Here is a 16314-nt window from a genome sequence, read left to right as displayed (position 1 = left end):
CCAACTAATTGAAATTCAGATTCTTATTTTTAAAAATAAAGGTTCAAACCACGGAAGGGTATTAAAATCGAACACAAATCAACACATTGATTATTTATATCTTACAGCCGAAAGAAAAAAACTTAACAATTTAAAAACTAAAATTATGAGAACAATTAATCCCTGGATCAACTTCAATGGCAATGCCGAAGAAGCATTCATCTTTTACAAATCAGTTTTTGGCGGAGAGTTCACAAAGATCGTCCGCTTCAAGGATCTGTCTGGCCCTGAATTTCAGGTAGCAGAAAATGAAGAAAACAAAATAATGCATATTGGTTTACCTATTGGCAAGCACAACGTGTTGATAGCTAATGATGTGCCCGAATTTATGGGACGGGTAAGCGAAAGTGAAAACAGATCTAAAATATATGTGAGCGCTGAAAGCCGTGAAGAAGCAGACAAAATATTTAACGGATTGTCAGCAGGCGGAGGAGTTGAAGGACCGATTGGCGACAGTCCCTGGGGAACATACGCCGGAATGTTCAGAGACAAGTACGGCATTGAATGGATTGTGGAGTTTGACCCCAATTACAAGGGGTAAATTTAATGGAAAAAATTGCCCCCGCCTCCGCCGGTGCACGCGAAATATCATTAGGTTAAGAGATTGACAGGCGGTACACAACTTCGGTGTTCCGTACCTCTGACACGGTAATTATCATTATATATACTGCTACGAACCTGTACCCCTCTGGAGGGTTTTTCTTAACTTAATGACATTTAGTAATAATCAGCTTTTTCGTCAATATTCGCGTTTTAGCATACCCTTGCTCCCGGAAACGATCTTCAATTTATCATATATTGAATTTTTATTTCCAATGGATAAACCTAACTTTGCTTTTAATGAGGTCATTAAGTATCCTGTTATGCCTTTACATGACAGTCCTGGCGATTCTTCCATGCCGGGATAAGGATGACTTTGGCCCGGAAATTACCCAGGCAACCTTATATAGCGTAAATCAAACCAATAATCATGATACGCAAGAGGCTTGCCCGCCGTTCTGCACTTGTTCTTGCTGTTCGAGTTCACGGGTGCTGAAGCTCGAAGAGATTACTGTTTGTATATTGATCCAGCAATTTAAGTCAAGCTATCCTGAACTGGCAGTTCCTGCACTTCGCAAACAAAGCCTTAATATCTGGCAACCGCCCCAACTCGCTTAATACGTTATTTTTTATTATACGCTTAGGACTGGCTTTGCTATGCCCTGAGCTATTATTTACGTATTAATCTGAGAATTTCATGTTTGATAAGATCATTGCGTTCTCGATCAGGAATAAACTGGTCGTAGGCGCATCCATACTATTACTCGTGGCAGCGGGTATCTATTGCGCAACCCGCCTGCCCATTGATGCCCAGCCGGACATCACCAACAACCAGGTGCAGATCATCACGCAGGTACCCACTTTAGGTGCGCAGGAAGTGGAACAATATATTACTTCACCCATTGAGCTAGCTATTGCCAATGTGCCGCGGGTGATCGAAAAACGCTCGATCTCCCGTTCGGGCCTATCGGTGATCACCGTGGTATTTGAAGACAACGCCGATATTTTTTGGGCACGCCAACAGATCAGCGAAGGACTGAAGGAGGCACAAGAACAGATCCCCAAAGATGCTGGCGCACCTTCGTTGGCACCTATTACCACCGGCCTTGGAGAGATTTACCAATATGTGATCCATCCCAAAGCGGGCTACGAAAAGAAATATACCGCGACTGACCTGCGTACCATGCAGGACTGGATCGTTCGCCGCCAACTGGCGGGCCTCCCCGGTGTAGCCGAGATCAGCGGCTGGGGAGGCTATGTAAAGCAATACGAAGTGGCCATCGATAATGAGCGACTGAACAGCCTCAATATCACGGTTACCGATATCTTTAACGCGCTCGAACGCAACAATGCCAACACCGGCGGCTCATACATCGAACAGCGCAGCAACGCCTACTTTATTCGTGGCCTGGGCCAGGTGAAAACGCTGGAAGACATTGAGCATATCGTGGTGAAAATTCGCGACGATGCGCCGGTAGTCATCGGCGATATCGCTAAAGTGCAATATGGCAGCGCCAACCGTTATGGTGCCGTCACCCGCAACGGCCAGGGCGAAGTGGTGGCCGGTGTGGTACTGATGCTCAAAGGCGAGAACTTTAACAAAGTGAACAAGCGCGTGAAAGAGCGCATGGCACAGGTGCAAAAGTCACTGCCTGAAGGCGTGGTTATTGAACCTTTTATTGACCGTACCGAACTGGTAGGTCGCGCGATGGGCACGGTAGAGCGCAACCTGATCGAGGGCGGCCTAATCGTCGTCTTTGTGCTGGTGTTGCTTTTAGGCAACTGGCGGGCAGGTTTGGTGGTTGCCTCGGTGATACCATTGGCCATGCTGTTCGCGGTAACACTGATGTACATCTTCGGTGTATCGGGCAACCTGATGAGTTTGGGTGCCATAGACTTCGGTCTGATCGTGGACGGCGCGGTCATCATTGTGGAAGCCATTGTGCACCGCATAACCGGCAACAGGCAATTTAGTCATAAACCCCAGCTTAGCCAGGAAGAAATGGACGGTGAGGTATATGCAGCGGCATCCAAAATTAGGGACAGCGCCGCTTTTGGCGAGATCATTATCTTGATCGTCTACCTGCCGCTTTTTGCATTAGTAGGCATTGAAGGAAAAATGTTCAGGCCAATGGCCCAAACGGTAGCTTTTTCCATTTTAGGTGCGTTCATCCTCTCGCTTACTTATGTGCCTATGGCCAGCGCTTTGTTCCTCAGCAAAAAGACCGAACACAAGTGGAATATATCTGACCGGTTGGTACATAGCCTGCACCACATCTATACACCTGTTTTGAACGCAGTGCTCCATGCTAAGAAACTGACGGTTACATTGTCTGTTGTGCTGCTGGTTTTAGCCGTTTGGGGCTTTTCCCGTATGGGCGGCGAGTTCATCCCGACCCTGGAAGAAGGCGACCTGACTGTAGAAATATCTATGATGCAAGGCACATCACTAAGCCAGGTGATCGAGACATTTGGCAAGGCCGAAAGGCTACTCAAACAAAAGTTCCCGGAGATCAACCAGATCGTTACCCGTATCGGCAGTGCCGAGGTGCCAACTGACCCGATGCCGTTCGAGCGGGGCGACATGATGCTGGCCATGAAAGATAAAGATGACTGGACATCTGCCGAAAACCGCGCAGAGATGATGGAAAAGATCAAAGAAACGTTGGCCAATATTCCCGGTATTAATGTGGAGGTTACCCAACCAATGCAAATGCGTTTTAACGAACTAATGACCGGCATCCGGCAGGATGTGGCTATTAAAATATATGGCGATGACCTGGACATACTGACGGCGCAGGCCAGACAAACAACCAAGCTGATCCGCAGCGTAAAAGGTGTCAGCGAACCCATGATCGAAAAAGTAAGCGGCCTGCCGCAAGTGACTGTCGCTTATGACCGTCACCAGATCGCCCAATACGGGTTGAACATCGAAGACGTCAATACAGCATTGAGCACCGCCTTCGCCGGAAAAGTGGCCGGTGTGGTTTTCGAGGGCGAAAAACGCTTTGAGATCGTTTTACGCCTGAGCCGCGAACTGCGTTCAGACATCACAAACATTGAGAACCTCTACGTGCCATTACCCAGCGGCAATAAAGTGCCGCTAAGCCAGGTGGCCACTATTAAGCTGGAAGATGCCCCGGCGCAGATCAGTAGAGAGGATGGCAAACGCCGGATCTACGTAGGCTTCAATGTGCGTGACCGTGATGTAGAAAGCACCGTTAAGGAAATACAACAACTGCTGGACAGTAAACTAAAACTGCCTGCCGGTTATTACACTACTTACGGCGGCCAGTTCCAGAACTTGCAGGAAGCCAAAGGCCGTTTGGCGGTAGCCGTACCGGTGGCATTACTGCTTATCCTGGTATTGCTGTTCATTACCTTCCGCTCGGTGCGCGAAACACTGCTGATCTTCTCGGCAGTACCCTTAGCCGCTGTCGGCGGTGTGGCCGCGCTTTATCTACGCGGGATGCCTTTTAGTATCAGCGCCGGCGTTGGTTTCATCGCCTTGTTCGGTGTGGCCGTATTGAACGGTATTGTACTGATCGGCTACTTTAATCAACTTGCTGCCGAAGGCGTGAGCGACATTATTGAGCGGGTAAAAAAAGGCACTGAAGTGCGTTTGCGTCCCGTGATCATGACCGCGGCAGTAGCTTCATTGGGTTTTCTGCCAATGGCGATCTCCAGCACTGCCGGTGCGGAAGTACAGCGGCCTTTAGCTACGGTAGTGATCGGCGGCTTAATCTCTGCTACCTTACTAACGTTGCTGGTATTACCTGTCCTTTATATTCTATTCACAAAAGATCACCCCGTTAAAAATTTTAACACCATGGGAACGGCTCTAAAAACAATCACCATTTTCTTATTGGCAGGCGGCTTATTGATGAGCAGTAATGTTCAAGCCCAGGAAAGCAAACCGCTTACTTTGGAAGAAGCCATCAGCCGTGCTAAAGCTGCCAACCCACAGTTGCGGCGTTCGGCACTGGAAGTGAGCCAAAGCCAGGCCTTGCAAGGCACCGCTTTCGATCTGGCTAAAACAGACATCAACCTAACGCAAGACCCGACCTCGGGCGGCAATATTGACAACAGTTTAGGCATCAGCCAAAGCTTTGCATTCCCAACCTATTACGCGGCGCAAAAGAAAGTGCTGAAAGCACAGACCGCTGTCAGTGAAAAGGCAAGGGTGCTCACGGAGCGCGAACTGGTCAAACAGGTAACGATCGCCTATTACCAGCTAACTCATGCACGTAACAAACGGAAGCAACTGCAAAGCCAGGATAGCTTATACAAGCAGTTTTCGGAACGTGCTGCATTGCGCTACAAGACTGGGGAAACCTCCTACCTCGAACAGCTATCGGCAGTAAACGCTTATAAGGAAACGACACTGGCAGGCAAACAGGCGGCGGCAGATGTACTGATTGCTCGCAGGGAGCTACAACAACTGATGGCGACTGCTGAATTACCGGACGCGGTCGATGCTCCGCTTGAAAAACTGGTGACCAATGGCGGTGCCGATACATCAGCAATTGCACGAAACCCACAGCTGGATTATTACCGGCAGCGCAGCACCCTGGCTGATGCACAGGTAAAAGCCGAGCAAAGCCGTTATCTGCCTGATCTGAAGATCGGCTATAATCAGCAACTTTTGGTCGGTGCATTCAACCCTGCCAATATCGACCGAAACTATTTTCCCGGCACACGCATCGGCGGGTTTCAAGTGGGTGTAGCCGTACCATTATTTTTTGGCGCACAACGCAGCAAGGTGAAGGCGGCCCGTGTGGGCCAGCAGATCGCAGCAGCAGAACAGCAGAACGCTACACTTTTATTAAACAAACAGTATAATCAGCAATTACAAGAACTTGAAAAATACCTGGCCGCCTTAGATTACTACGACGAAAGCGGCCTGAAACAAGCGGCTGAGCAAGTACGCATCGCCCGTTTTGCTTACAGCAAGGGCGAGATCGGCTATGTGGAGTTCATCCAGAATATGGGCCAGGCGCTCAGCATCAGGCTGAATTATCTCACTGCATTACGCGACTACAACCAAGCTGTTATCGAACTGAATTACCTGACCAATCAAGGAGGCAAATAATCATGAAATTAATCAATAAATATAAAATCATTATCTATCTGGGCTTGACAGTGGTTACCGGCCTGCTGTCCTGCTCGCAGCAGCCCAAAAAAGAGGAACAACCTGAATCGACGGAAAAGGTAAGGTCAAAAACGGAAACGGGTATTACGCTCACCAAGAACCAATTGAATGCTGTAGGCATCCGGTTTGGCACCATCGAACAAAAAAACCTCAAATCAGTGGTAAAAGCCAGTGGCCAACTGGAAGTGCCGCCGCAAAACCGCGCGGAAGTGACCTTACTGATGGGCGGTGTGGTGAACCAGGTATTCGTTTTGGAAGGACAGCATGTTAATAAAGGGCAAAAACTGGCATCTATTGAAAACAATCAACTGATCCAGTTACAACAGGACTATATGTCGGCGGAAGCCGGCCTGGCTTATGCCACCAAGGAATATGAACGGCAGAAAGAATTGAACGCCGCTAATGCCGGTGTGGGCAAAGTATTTCAACAGTCAGAAAGCGCGTACCGTAGTGAGCAGGCCAAAGTGGCAGCGCTCGCCCGGCAGTTGCAACAGGTCGGTATTAACCCGGCAAATGCAACTAAGGGCAGGTTCATTACGCAGATACCGGTGTTTGCGCCGATCTCAGGCATTATCGGCAAGATCGATATACAAACCGGCTCCTATGCAGAACCGGCACGATCACTGATGAACATTGTAGATAACTCAAAAGTACATTGTGACCTCGTGGTATATGAGAAAGACTTATTCAAAGTGAAGCCTGGCCAATTGGTGAACTTCATTCTGACCAATCAGAACAACCGCGAGATCACGGGGAAGATCTACGGCGTCAACCAGTCCTTTGAGAATGACAGCAAAGCAATCATCGCACACGCAGTAATCGAACAGTCTGCCAAGAATAACCTGATCCAAGGCATGTACGTATCGGCGCTGATCAATATCGGTAAGCAGGATGTTGCTGCTGTACCTACTGATGCTGTTGTCAAATCGGGCGGTAAGGAATATATCTATTACCTGAAGAAAACCCAGGGTGAAACTTTCGCCTTTGACCAGGCCGAGGTCGTGTCGGGTGCGGCCGACCTGGGCTATACCGAAGTCAAGCTGGTGACTTCGTTACCAAAAGATATCAAGATCGTAACCAAAGGTGCATATTACATCCTTTCGTCACAGAACGCCACCGGCGACGAGGATTAACCGTTTACAGCTAACATGTTGCTATTAAGCGTGGCCCGGGGTAATATTTGGTTTTTGCGGGGTAACGAAGGGTGTGACTAAATTTGAACATGCTCCAATTGTCGATAATTGATAGATGATCATTTTGTTGCACACGGAAAGTGCTTTGATAAAGTATCCGTTTTAATATTAATAGTTTCAGACACACTGCATGGCTATTGTGGCTTAGGAGGTGAAAGTCCACCGCCACCACCTGGATTATTAGGGGTGTAACCAATGTAATTATCATTATATATCCTGCTACAAACCGATACCCCTCTGGAGGATTTTCCTTAACTTAAAAACATTTAGTTTGTGCCGGCAATGGGATATTATTATCAAATCAACGGTTTACAACTTTCTCCATTTCGGTCAAAAAATATCAAAATTGGTTCAAACAATTTCCCAAGCTCGGTACAAAGCCCCGATAGAAATGTGCCTGTTGCACAACTAACAGCGGTCTTTCAAAAAACACAATTGCTAATTTGGCAATTGTGTTTTTTTCTTATAAGTATTTGTTAATCAGCTATTTGTTTTGTATATTAAAGGCATGCAAGGCAAAAAAGATTACCAGGAGAAGCTATTCATCCGATTTCAGCTTTCCGATTACGTTCCGGCTGACAATTTCTACAGGCGGTTAAGAAGCATACTTGATCTCTCTTTCCTTTATGATTCGACCGCGAAGTATTATGGCAACGAAGGCCAAAAGAGCATTGACCCTGTCGTGTTCTTTAAACTGATGCTGGTGGGTTATCTGGAAAACATGAATAGCGACCGACGTATTATCATCACATCACGGATGCGCATGGATATTCTTTATTTTATCGGCTATGACCTGGATGAAGAACTACCATGGCATTCCACCCTGAGCCGGACACGCCAACTTTACGGGGAGGAAACGTTTACTGCCATTTTCAAAACGGTACTGAAACAATGTATCGATAACGGTTTGGTCGCTGGTCGGCGACAGGCTGTAGATAGTGTGCTGGTGAAAGCCAATGCCGCCCTGTCCAGTGTGGTCGAACGTCAGATATTGGATGATGCTGCAGGCTATGGCAAGGAGTTGGATGCACACACTGAAAAGCTATCTTCGGATAATATCATTCACCTGCCTGATCATCTTTCAGCCAGCCAGGCTTCTGCCAAACAAAAACCCAAGCCGGTAAATCAAGCCAGGGTAAGCCCATCCGACACTGATGCCCGCATATCTTACAAGCCGGGCAAAGTATTGGCCTTAAATTACCTAAGCCAGGTGAGTGTGGATACCTCAAATCACGTAATTACCCACATACAAGCATTCCATGCCGATAAAGGCGATGGGCAATGTCTCCCCGAGATATTAACGCAGACGGTAAACACCCTTAAAGAGAATGGATTGACAGTGCATGAAGTCCTGGCGGATTCAGGCTATAGCAGTGAGCCGGGGCTCTTAGCGTTGATCGAACATCAGATCGAAGGGTATATACCCAACCGCTCAGGCTACAAAGATGACAGGGAAGGGTTCACCTATGATAAAGAGCATGACCGGTATATCTGTTCACAGGGAAAATACCTTACCTTCCGACATTTCAGAGCCAAAGGCAATGGCCTGCATAAGCTTTATAAAACTTCGGTTAGCGATTGCGCGACTTGTCCTCTCAAAGATAGCTGCACCAATCCATCTACAGGTACAAAGGTCATCAGAGAGTCTGCCATTAAGGATATATACAGGCAGATGCAGCAGCGTGTACAAAGCAGCAAAGGCCGGAAGATGCGGAAAGTAAGGCAAGGTACCGTCGAGCCGGTATTAGGTACCCTGGTCAATTTCACCGGAATGAAAAAAGTAAATACAAAGGGTATTGCGATGGCAAACAAGTGTATGATTATGGCTGCCGTTGCTTATAACCTCAAAAAACTACTGAAGCTAAAGCCCTCGCCAAATAAAAATAGCAAAACAAAACCATCGGGGAGTCTTGATAATCCGTTTTATAATCTTATAACTCGATTTCACAGAACTACAAATGCCTTTATAGCGACTCTGCTCCCCTTCAACAGAAACGGGCAAACAACCTTTTGGTCATTTGCCCGTTAACTTTAGCCCTCATGCTTTCTTGTGCAACAGGCACAGAAATATCGGGGCTTTGTTGTTTAAGTGTTAATTTCAAGCTTATATCCTTTGCCGCGTATAACAACAATGTTGATATTTGAATCCAATTCCAATTTTTTTCTGAGTTTTGATATGAACATATCCAGACTGCGCCCCACAATAACACCTTCATCTTCCCAGATCTCTTTTTGCAGCCGGCTTCTCTCTATGGTCTCATTGGGAGACAGCGCTAAAATCCGTAGTATACGCGTTTCAGTTCCGGTAAGGTCTATGGTATTTCCATTTATGATGAGCTTACGATTCTTCGCATCGAACAAAACCTCACCTAAAGTTAACCTGTCAGTATACTGACCGTCACGTAAGGCTTTCCGCGGCTTAACAGATCTAAAAAAAATAAAACCCACAAATGCTAAAAATGGCAGGCTGCCCAGCAGATATCCATTCTTTGCTATATTTATTCCTGTTGGTTTAAATTTAATATTGATCATATAAGATGCTTTCGGTTGCTTTCTTCCTTTACATGCTACAATATCATCTTTTTTATTTCCGGATATAGCAAATCCATAGGCTACACTGGCATCGCCACGGTTCAGAACATTAACAACATAATCACGTGTGAGCGGGTCTTTGGCTAACAAACGCCGGGTAGTGTTTACCAGGGAGTCCGGTTGAAAAGTAAGATTATTTTCAAACCTGATTTGGTATTCATTTTCTGCTATCTTTTTTACCGGGAGCACTCTTGATTTACTGTCACCTGACTGTGTAAGTAGTTCATCTCCTATCCTGCGGAGCAACACTTCCCTTCTGGCGATAGCAAAATCTTCGCTGCCGGTCATACTAAAAGCCACGCCGATTACAGAGATAAACAAAAGCAGTATCAATCCGAACAGGTATTTACGCTTCCCGTACAGGAGATTTCGGCTATCAAGCATAGTGTCAAGATTTTAATTTACAAAGTTTACATTTTTATTTACAATCCTGGTTCTTCAGGCTGAAAAATATCAAAGTAATTTCGGTGAATCAATTTTGATAGGTTATGAAAAATAAAAGAAACGTTCTATACAGCCAGATTATTTGATTTTAAAAGTAAAGGAGGGCAGAAATAATCTGTATTGCCCAACCTGCTACTTCCGCTAATTATTAATCAATATGTTTTACTTTAAATTTAAAAAAAATGAAAAGATTATTTGTATTTGTTCCGGCTATCCTCCTGGTATTATTTCTACTAAATTCTTTTGTGCTAAAAGAAAAGAAAACGCTGGAGGAAACAACAAAGACTAAATCAGGGGTTGAAAACATTGTTTTAAGGTCTACTGATGGCGGACAAACATGGCAGGACATTAGCAAAGGGCTGCCTGAAAAATTGCAGAGAGAGGGTGTGTGGAGTCGTGGTTTATTTACAAATAACCGTGGGCTCTATTTACGTGCCGGCAATGGGATTTATCACAGTGAACCAAATTCCACAACTCATTTTTGGACAAAAGAGATTTTCCCTGGTACACAGCGTGACATTGCCCCCAGCAAGAATGGGATATTTGCATATAATTTCAGGGGACAATTTTTACAAAAAATAAATGGAACGAGTGATTGGTCACCCCTGTACACGAATTTTCAAGAGCAAGCCGTGCGCATAGACAAAACGATAGATTGGATGTACAAGAATTATAAAGAGAGAGAAGTACGCACCGTTTTTGAAACTGCCGGAGGTACAGTTTTCATTGGCTCCAACAACTGCCTTTTTAGATCCACTAACAGTGGAAAAACCTGGAAACAAGTGCATGTTGGAGACGGTTCAATGAAATTGGTAGAGTCAAACGGTGTACTTCTATCTACCAGCACAGTGGGAATATTAAGATCGACCGATGATGGTCAAAACTGGGATCGTGTGATTAGTGAAGGGGGCGCTGGCATCGCCGTGGAACGTATCAATGGAGGATTTGCTGCTATAGTTTATAACACAATAACCCAAACAAACAGCGTACACATTTCACTGGATAGTGGAAAAACCTGGAATGCCATAGGTGAAGAACTTCAGCCTTCCTGGTATAGTTCATTAATCACAAAAATAAGCGGGCATCAATCTTCATTGAATATTTTATCCATCAAACAAGTGGGTAAATATTTAATATGTGGTCGTCCAGACGGTATATTCCGATCATCTGACATGGGCAAAACATGGAAATTGTTACTTCCTTCTATAAAGAATATGGGCTTCAATTTATCTGTTTCAGGCAACGTGATCTATGCCATACCAAATAGAGGATGTTGAAAATTCCAAACTCCACAAAAACTTTTAATTTTTGACGTAATACTAATGATAAAATGCCTTCCTGTATATACTTTATTGTTGAGGTCTGTTTTAGCACTTCCTGGAAAGGGCAAAACAGACCTCTCAAAAGAAAATATCAAGTCTGAACCAAAAACGTAACCTCTTCCGCTTGATGGGTATATCGTTATGATGGAAAGACCATCACGGACTTTAAAAGTAAAGAGAGTCAGCAGTAATAAAGACGCTGTTGTTTTTAGGGCAGCGACTTTTCTTTGAATGTTATATTGATAACATATAATATTATGCTTACAATTAATCCAATTTTCTAAATTTGAAATGATGATTAATGAGAATAAAAAGACATACCTATTTATTCCGGGCGGATGGCATGGAGCATGGGCATTTGATCCGATAACTGAAAGATTAGAAGAATTTAAAAAGGAGTGTTTGGCATTAACCTTACCCGGGCTTGAACTGGAGCCTGTTGAACAGGATAAGATCATTAATCTGACCACACACATTCAATTCGTAATTGATTTTATAGTTGAAAGGGATATTACTGATGTGATATTATGTGGGCATAGTTACGCCGGAATGGTTATCACCGGGGTAGCAGATAGCATACCTGAAAGGATATACGCGCTTGTTTACATTGACGCTTATGTTCCAAAAAATGGCGATTCATGCTGGAAGCTCACGAGTGATGATTACCGAAATCTTTTCTCAACCGGAGCAGAAAATGATGGTTTTATGGTTGCGACCCGGCCGGGATCAGATAGTCGGAGAAGATCGCATCCTTTAGCCACATTCATGCAAAGTTTACAAGTGAATGGAAATTATGAGCAGATTCGTAACCGAACATTTATTTATCTTAGCGGATGGGAAGGCACTCCTTTCAAAAAACAATACGAAACTTTGAAAAATCATCCGGACTGGCACGTTGAAACAATTAATTGTGAACATAATGTAATGATGCAGCGCCCGGATGAATTAACAGCTATATTACATAACTTAGATAAATAACCGATAACGTTTATATCCATCGCCGCTGTGAAAGTTGGCGGAATTAGCGATTAACCTTAAAGCCATCTATAACCGCACTTAGGGTATTCCAAACGCCATGCCCATACGCCTTGGGTGATGCCTGAAAAAGCACCGCCGTATGCTTGTGGCCCAGTGACCGCACATCCAGCCGTACCAGCAACTTTAATGGTTTTCCTGATAAAAAATCAAGCGTATTAATCTCTGCATTATAATATTGATCTTTACCTTTTTTGGAATTGTCTTTTATACTTACTGATGTAAACGTCGTTTCTGGCTTTGACTTCTTACCCAGGTTGGTCATATAAAGCCCAGTATAATACTGTTCAAGGTATTTAGCGAGGTCGTCGGTTGTGGGTTTTACTTTTCCGTCCAGGAACCATACAAAAACATAAGACCAATATTGATCACTTTCGGGTTTACTCCATCCCGGTGTAAAGTGTAAATCCTCCGTACCTGCGAATGGGATCGCCGGCGCAAAATTAATAGGGAATTTGATTTTTTCGGTTTGCCAACCCTTTGGAGCAGGAAAATCATAGAGGCTTTTCTCCTGTGCAATTGCTGTGCGGGTAAGCATAATAAAGATCATGCATGCCCAAATTCTTATTATCATAGCGTTAGGTGTTGAATAGCCCTAAGTTAATTAATGAAAAGCTTGTCGCTTGTTAAAATAAGTTAAATAACGCCCTGCCGCTTTTCAATAACTCAGTTGTTACTGACCGGTACATCCTCCCCTCTACAATATTTTAAGATTTTTTTGAGCTATTTCGGGCGTCATGTCGTTATCCCATTCGCCGCTGTAAGGATTATTGGTTTGCTGGATGTTACCAATATCGTGTGTTCATGCTGGGCTACAAATCCGCCTTTACTGCCTGAAAAAGCCCAGCCATCTGCCGCAGTTTCAATAAAAGCAGATTTGGTAGAGATAAATGTTTCAATAGCCACAACAGAATCTTTTCTAAATCGCCTGAATTTATCATGTCTGTCATAATAATTCATTATCCCGCTGGGTTCTTCATGTAAACTTCGCCCTACCCCATGGCCACCTAAATCGCGGATAACTATATATCCTGCTTTTTTGGCTTTGGTTTCTATCAGGTTCCCGATATCAGCAATTTTTACGCCCCCGCTAATGTGAGCAATCGCCTCAAGTAATATTTCTTTTGAAGTATCTACCAAGTGTTGCACGCCCTGAATATCTTCCCCAACAACAAATGAGCACCCATTATCAGACCAAAAGCCCGCTAATTCTGCCGATACATCAATGTTAATGATGTCTCCATTTTTCAGCCTGACTTTATCTGACGGAACACCATGTGCAAATTCTTTGTTAACGCTAATGCAGCTATAACCTGGGAAACCATAGGTTTCATATGGGGCAGACTTTGCACCAAGGGCCCCTAATAGCTGTCTTCCGTATTCGTCTATATCTTTGGTACTCATGCCTATCTGAGTATATGCAGTCATTTTTTGCAAGGTAAGTGCAACAGCCTCACTCACCCTCTTCATACCCTGCAGCTCTTCTTCCGTTTTTATAACCATAAATTAATGTCATTCAGTTTTTTGCAAAGCTATAGGCATTTAAACTGTGCTCATAGTAAATATTAGACATGGCATTATTCTCCGGCCAATAACATTTTTCCCATAAATTTGCCTCATGCCAATAAATTATCTGAAGAAGATACAATTAGGGGAATTTAATGCGTCCGGCTATAGAATTAGTCCTTCAAAAGAGCTTGAATCTATTATAGAGGGGTTTTATGTTTTCGCCAGAGATCTAAATGATAATACACAACTTATTTTTAATGATGGGTTTCCTGTGCTTGTATTTTTGCAAAGTTGCCAAGACACGGTAGAGGTAACCGGACAAAGGGATATATTCGAAATTAAAGCTGCGTGGGCAAGTACCGGCTCCATTAAGAATGTTTATGTAAAATACAATAATAATACAGACCAGGTTTTTATAGTTCGTTTCTATCCGGGTGCTTTCTACCGGTTATTTGATTTAAATGCCCAATATTTCAGATATAACCCAGTTGCCCCATTTGAACATATTGCCAGGAACAATAACTTCAGTGTAGAGGAGCTTTTCGAACGCAATTCCATTGAAGAAAAGGTAGCATTTATCGGAAAATATGTTCAGCATTCTTTTCCGGAGACCAACACGCCTGAAACCTTACATAAAACATTGGATTATATCCATAAAATAAAAGGGAGAAGTTCTGTAAGAAGCGTGATCAATGATGTTGGCGTAAACTATAAGTGGCTGGAAAGGAGTTTTGTGCAGCATATCGGGCTTTTACCTAAAGAATACATCCAGCTCCAACGCTTTATTCATGCGTACCTTGAATTGGTTGAGAGTAAGAATGTCGATTTGATGCAAATAGCAATATCAAATGGATACTATGATTCAAACCACTTTCTAAAAGACTTTAAAGCCTATACCGGCAAAACACCATTAGAATACCTGAAGTTTCAATCACAACCTGATAGTTATCAAATCAGTTGACCTTGCGTTAACGGTGATTCACTGCGTAATTCCGGGCAATAACATGCCGTCGAGAACGGTAAATCTAAATTATCCGAACGGTAATTAATACAGGTCATGGTCAACAAAAAATACAAACAACCGGGCAAATCATGCCAGAATTGTAAATTTGTTAGAACCAATACGCAATAACTTATGCCATTTTTATCACAAATATCTCTTCCGGCTTTACGGAATGGCAGTTTTCTGCAAAATATTCCAAGCCTTAACAGGGGGTTACAGCTCGAACTTAAAAGTAACGTAACATTCTTTGTCGGCGAAAACGGGTCAGGGAAGTCTACCCTGCTGGAAGGTATTGCAGAGCAATGCGGGTTCAATCTCAGAGGGGGTAACCGGAACCACAATCCCAATACCGGATACCGGTTTGAAGGTTATGAATCGGCGCTGGCGCGCGGCTTGCAGCTCAGCTGGACACCACGTCGCATTAGCGAAGGTTTTTTTATGCGGGCCGAGAGCTTTTTCAATTTCGCTTCCTATATTGATGAACTTGCTGTGGATAGCCCCCGTATTTTACAGGCTTATGGCGGTCGGTCGTTACATGAGCAATCGCACGGGGAATCGTTCCTTTCATTATTTAATAACCAGTTTGAGTCGGGTATCTATATTCTTGACGAGCCCGAAGCGGCCTTGTCGCCGGCAAGGATACTCGCCTTTATGGCGGTCATAAATGAACTTGAACAAAGCGGCCGCGCTCAATTCCTGATAGCTACACACTCCCCTATACTTATTTGCTACCCCGGCGCAACTATTTACCAGTTTGATGAAAGCGGCGTAAATGAAACCGACTATGAAGATACCGAGCATTTTTCGCTCACCAAATCATTTCTGGATAACCCAACCTTATACCTTCGTCATTTAATGGGTAGTTAAAAGACATTTTCTGATTTGATGTCGCTCTTAGAAGCTTTCCTTTTTATACTTTTAAATAAAACAGGCCCGTTGTTTCGCAGCGGGCCTGTGTATATAACGAGAATGTACAACATTAGTTCACAAACTCTTTGGCCAATAATGCGTCAAGACGGTCGTGTGCTTCAAATACACCTGTTTCCATACCTGATCGCAGCATACCATCTCGGTCGGCTACCGACTGGAAAACAGACTGAACAGAAATTTTTGTCCTGTCGCCTGGTAATACTTCAAACCGTAATGTTTCAAGACAAACATGCCCCGGTTCGGGCAGCCCTTCAAACTCAAATGTGCGGATAATTAATTGCGGCGCCATAAACTCATGGCAAACCCCATGAAAGCCAAACACATTACCATCAGGATCGGTAAAAATATCGCGCCATGACGCACCTTTTCCCTCAGCATTACGCTCTGTTTTCATGGTTAACGCATCGCATCCAAGCCATTGTACCAAAAGCTCCGGATCAGTAAACGCTTTAAAAACCAGTTCACGTGGGGCATTGAACTCCCTCATAATAAACAATTCCTGTTTGCCATCTTCTGCAATAATTTCTGTTTGATTTTTCATAATTACAATTTTTA

The 16314-nt window shown here is 44.1% G+C and carries 13 protein-coding genes; 9 read left to right on the top strand and 4 right to left on the bottom strand.

Annotated features, from left to right (window positions below):
• Nucleotides 1–145 precede the first annotated feature (145 nt).
• The 5 genes from SNE25_RS18050 to SNE25_RS18035 all read left to right on the top strand — a co-directional run bounded on the left by SNE25_RS18050 (nucleotide 146) and on the right by SNE25_RS18035 (nucleotide 8953).
• The gene (locus SNE25_RS18050) at nucleotides 146–580 is read left to right on the top strand and encodes a VOC family protein (protein WP_321560390.1); all 435 of its coding nucleotides are present in this window, start codon (nucleotides 146–148) and stop codon (nucleotides 578–580) included.
• A 299-nt stretch (nucleotides 581–879) separates the two neighbouring features.
• On the top strand, nucleotides 880–1197 hold the full coding sequence (locus SNE25_RS31915; protein WP_407666942.1) for a DUF6660 family protein: 318 nt from the start codon (nucleotides 880–882) through the stop codon (nucleotides 1195–1197).
• A 79-nt stretch (nucleotides 1198–1276) separates the two neighbouring features.
• Nucleotides 1277–5671 carry a CusA/CzcA family heavy metal efflux RND transporter gene (locus SNE25_RS18045; RefSeq protein WP_321560389.1) on the top strand — a complete coding sequence of 1465 codons (4395 nt, stop codon included), beginning with the start codon at nucleotides 1277–1279 and terminating at the stop codon, nucleotides 5669–5671.
• 2 nt (nucleotides 5672–5673) lie between these two features.
• Nucleotides 5674–6864 carry an efflux RND transporter periplasmic adaptor subunit gene (locus SNE25_RS18040; protein WP_321560388.1) on the top strand — a complete coding sequence of 397 codons (1191 nt, stop codon included), beginning with the start codon at nucleotides 5674–5676 and terminating at the stop codon, nucleotides 6862–6864.
• A gap of 568 nt (nucleotides 6865–7432) precedes the next feature.
• The gene (locus SNE25_RS18035) at nucleotides 7433–8953 is read left to right on the top strand and encodes an IS1182 family transposase (RefSeq protein ID WP_321560387.1); all 1521 of its coding nucleotides are present in this window, start codon (nucleotides 7433–7435) and stop codon (nucleotides 8951–8953) included.
• A 56-nt stretch (nucleotides 8954–9009) separates the two neighbouring features.
• Here the strand turns inward: SNE25_RS18035 and SNE25_RS18030 are convergent, their stop codons facing one another.
• On the bottom strand, nucleotides 9010–9900 hold the full coding sequence (locus tag SNE25_RS18030) for a winged helix-turn-helix domain-containing protein (RefSeq protein WP_321560386.1): 891 nt from the start codon (nucleotides 9898–9900) through the stop codon (nucleotides 9010–9012).
• Between the two features lie 242 nt (nucleotides 9901–10142).
• On the opposite strand from SNE25_RS18030, the gene SNE25_RS18025 reads away from it, so the two are divergent.
• Entirely contained in the window at nucleotides 10143–11237 is a 1095-nt protein-coding gene (locus SNE25_RS18025) for a WD40/YVTN/BNR-like repeat-containing protein (protein WP_321560385.1), read from the top strand.
• Between the two features lie 336 nt (nucleotides 11238–11573).
• A complete protein-coding gene (locus SNE25_RS18020) occupies nucleotides 11574–12260 on the top strand; it encodes an alpha/beta fold hydrolase (protein ID WP_321560384.1) in 687 nt (228 codons plus the stop codon).
• 43 nt (nucleotides 12261–12303) lie between these two features.
• Here the strand turns inward: SNE25_RS18020 and SNE25_RS18015 are convergent, their stop codons facing one another.
• Nucleotides 12304–12891 (bottom strand): hypothetical protein, encoded by a 588-nt coding sequence (locus tag SNE25_RS18015; RefSeq protein ID WP_321560383.1) that lies wholly within the window; start codon nucleotides 12889–12891, stop codon nucleotides 12304–12306.
• Between the two features lie 161 nt (nucleotides 12892–13052).
• Nucleotides 13053–13820, bottom strand: a complete 768-nt coding sequence (gene map / locus SNE25_RS18010; RefSeq protein ID WP_321560382.1) for a type I methionyl aminopeptidase — start codon at nucleotides 13818–13820, stop codon at nucleotides 13053–13055.
• Between the two features lie 115 nt (nucleotides 13821–13935).
• On the opposite strand from map, the gene SNE25_RS18005 reads away from it, so the two are divergent.
• Nucleotides 13936–14787 (top strand): helix-turn-helix domain-containing protein, encoded by an 852-nt coding sequence (locus SNE25_RS18005; RefSeq protein ID WP_321560381.1) that lies wholly within the window; start codon nucleotides 13936–13938, stop codon nucleotides 14785–14787.
• Between the two features lie 174 nt (nucleotides 14788–14961).
• Nucleotides 14962–15696, top strand: coding sequence for an AAA family ATPase (locus tag SNE25_RS18000; RefSeq protein ID WP_321560380.1), 735 nt, complete (start codon nucleotides 14962–14964; stop codon nucleotides 15694–15696).
• 112 nt (nucleotides 15697–15808) lie between these two features.
• On the opposite strand, the gene SNE25_RS17995 is transcribed toward SNE25_RS18000, so the two are convergent.
• A complete protein-coding gene (locus tag SNE25_RS17995) occupies nucleotides 15809–16300 on the bottom strand; it encodes an SRPBCC family protein (RefSeq protein ID WP_321560379.1) in 492 nt (163 codons plus the stop codon).
• Between the last annotated feature and the right edge of the window lie 14 nt (nucleotides 16301–16314).

Source organism: Mucilaginibacter sabulilitoris (genome assembly GCF_034262375.1).
In the GTDB taxonomy this organism is placed as follows: domain Bacteria; phylum Bacteroidota; class Bacteroidia; order Sphingobacteriales; family Sphingobacteriaceae; genus Mucilaginibacter; species Mucilaginibacter sabulilitoris.
This window is presented reverse-complemented; position numbering and strand designations above follow the sequence as displayed.

Excerpts from the sequence above, each read along its gene's own strand:
- SNE25_RS18035 (WP_321560387.1), top strand. The coding sequence starts at position 7,433 with ATGCAAGGCAAAAAAGATTACCAGGAGAAGCTATTCATCCGATTTCAG.
- SNE25_RS18020 (WP_321560384.1), top strand. The coding sequence starts at position 11,574 with ATGATGATTAATGAGAATAAAAAGACATACCTATTTATTCCGGGCGGA.
- SNE25_RS31915 (WP_407666942.1), top strand. The coding sequence starts at position 880 with ATGAGGTCATTAAGTATCCTGTTATGCCTTTACATGACAGTCCTGGCG.
- SNE25_RS18000 (WP_321560380.1), top strand. The coding sequence starts at position 14,962 with ATGCCATTTTTATCACAAATATCTCTTCCGGCTTTACGGAATGGCAGT.
- SNE25_RS18050 (WP_321560390.1), top strand. The coding sequence starts at position 146 with ATGAGAACAATTAATCCCTGGATCAACTTCAATGGCAATGCCGAAGAA.
- SNE25_RS18030 (WP_321560386.1), bottom strand. The coding sequence starts at position 9,900 with ATGCTTGATAGCCGAAATCTCCTGTACGGGAAGCGTAAATACCTGTTC.
- SNE25_RS17995 (WP_321560379.1), bottom strand. The coding sequence starts at position 16,300 with ATGAAAAATCAAACAGAAATTATTGCAGAAGATGGCAAACAGGAATTG.
- SNE25_RS18045 (WP_321560389.1), top strand. The coding sequence starts at position 1,277 with ATGTTTGATAAGATCATTGCGTTCTCGATCAGGAATAAACTGGTCGTA.
- SNE25_RS18040 (WP_321560388.1), top strand. The coding sequence starts at position 5,674 with ATGAAATTAATCAATAAATATAAAATCATTATCTATCTGGGCTTGACA.
- map (WP_321560382.1), bottom strand. The coding sequence starts at position 13,820 with ATGGTTATAAAAACGGAAGAAGAGCTGCAGGGTATGAAGAGGGTGAGT.
- SNE25_RS18015 (WP_321560383.1), bottom strand. The coding sequence starts at position 12,891 with ATGATAATAAGAATTTGGGCATGCATGATCTTTATTATGCTTACCCGC.
- SNE25_RS18005 (WP_321560381.1), top strand. The coding sequence starts at position 13,936 with ATGCCAATAAATTATCTGAAGAAGATACAATTAGGGGAATTTAATGCG.
- SNE25_RS18025 (WP_321560385.1), top strand. The coding sequence starts at position 10,143 with ATGAAAAGATTATTTGTATTTGTTCCGGCTATCCTCCTGGTATTATTT.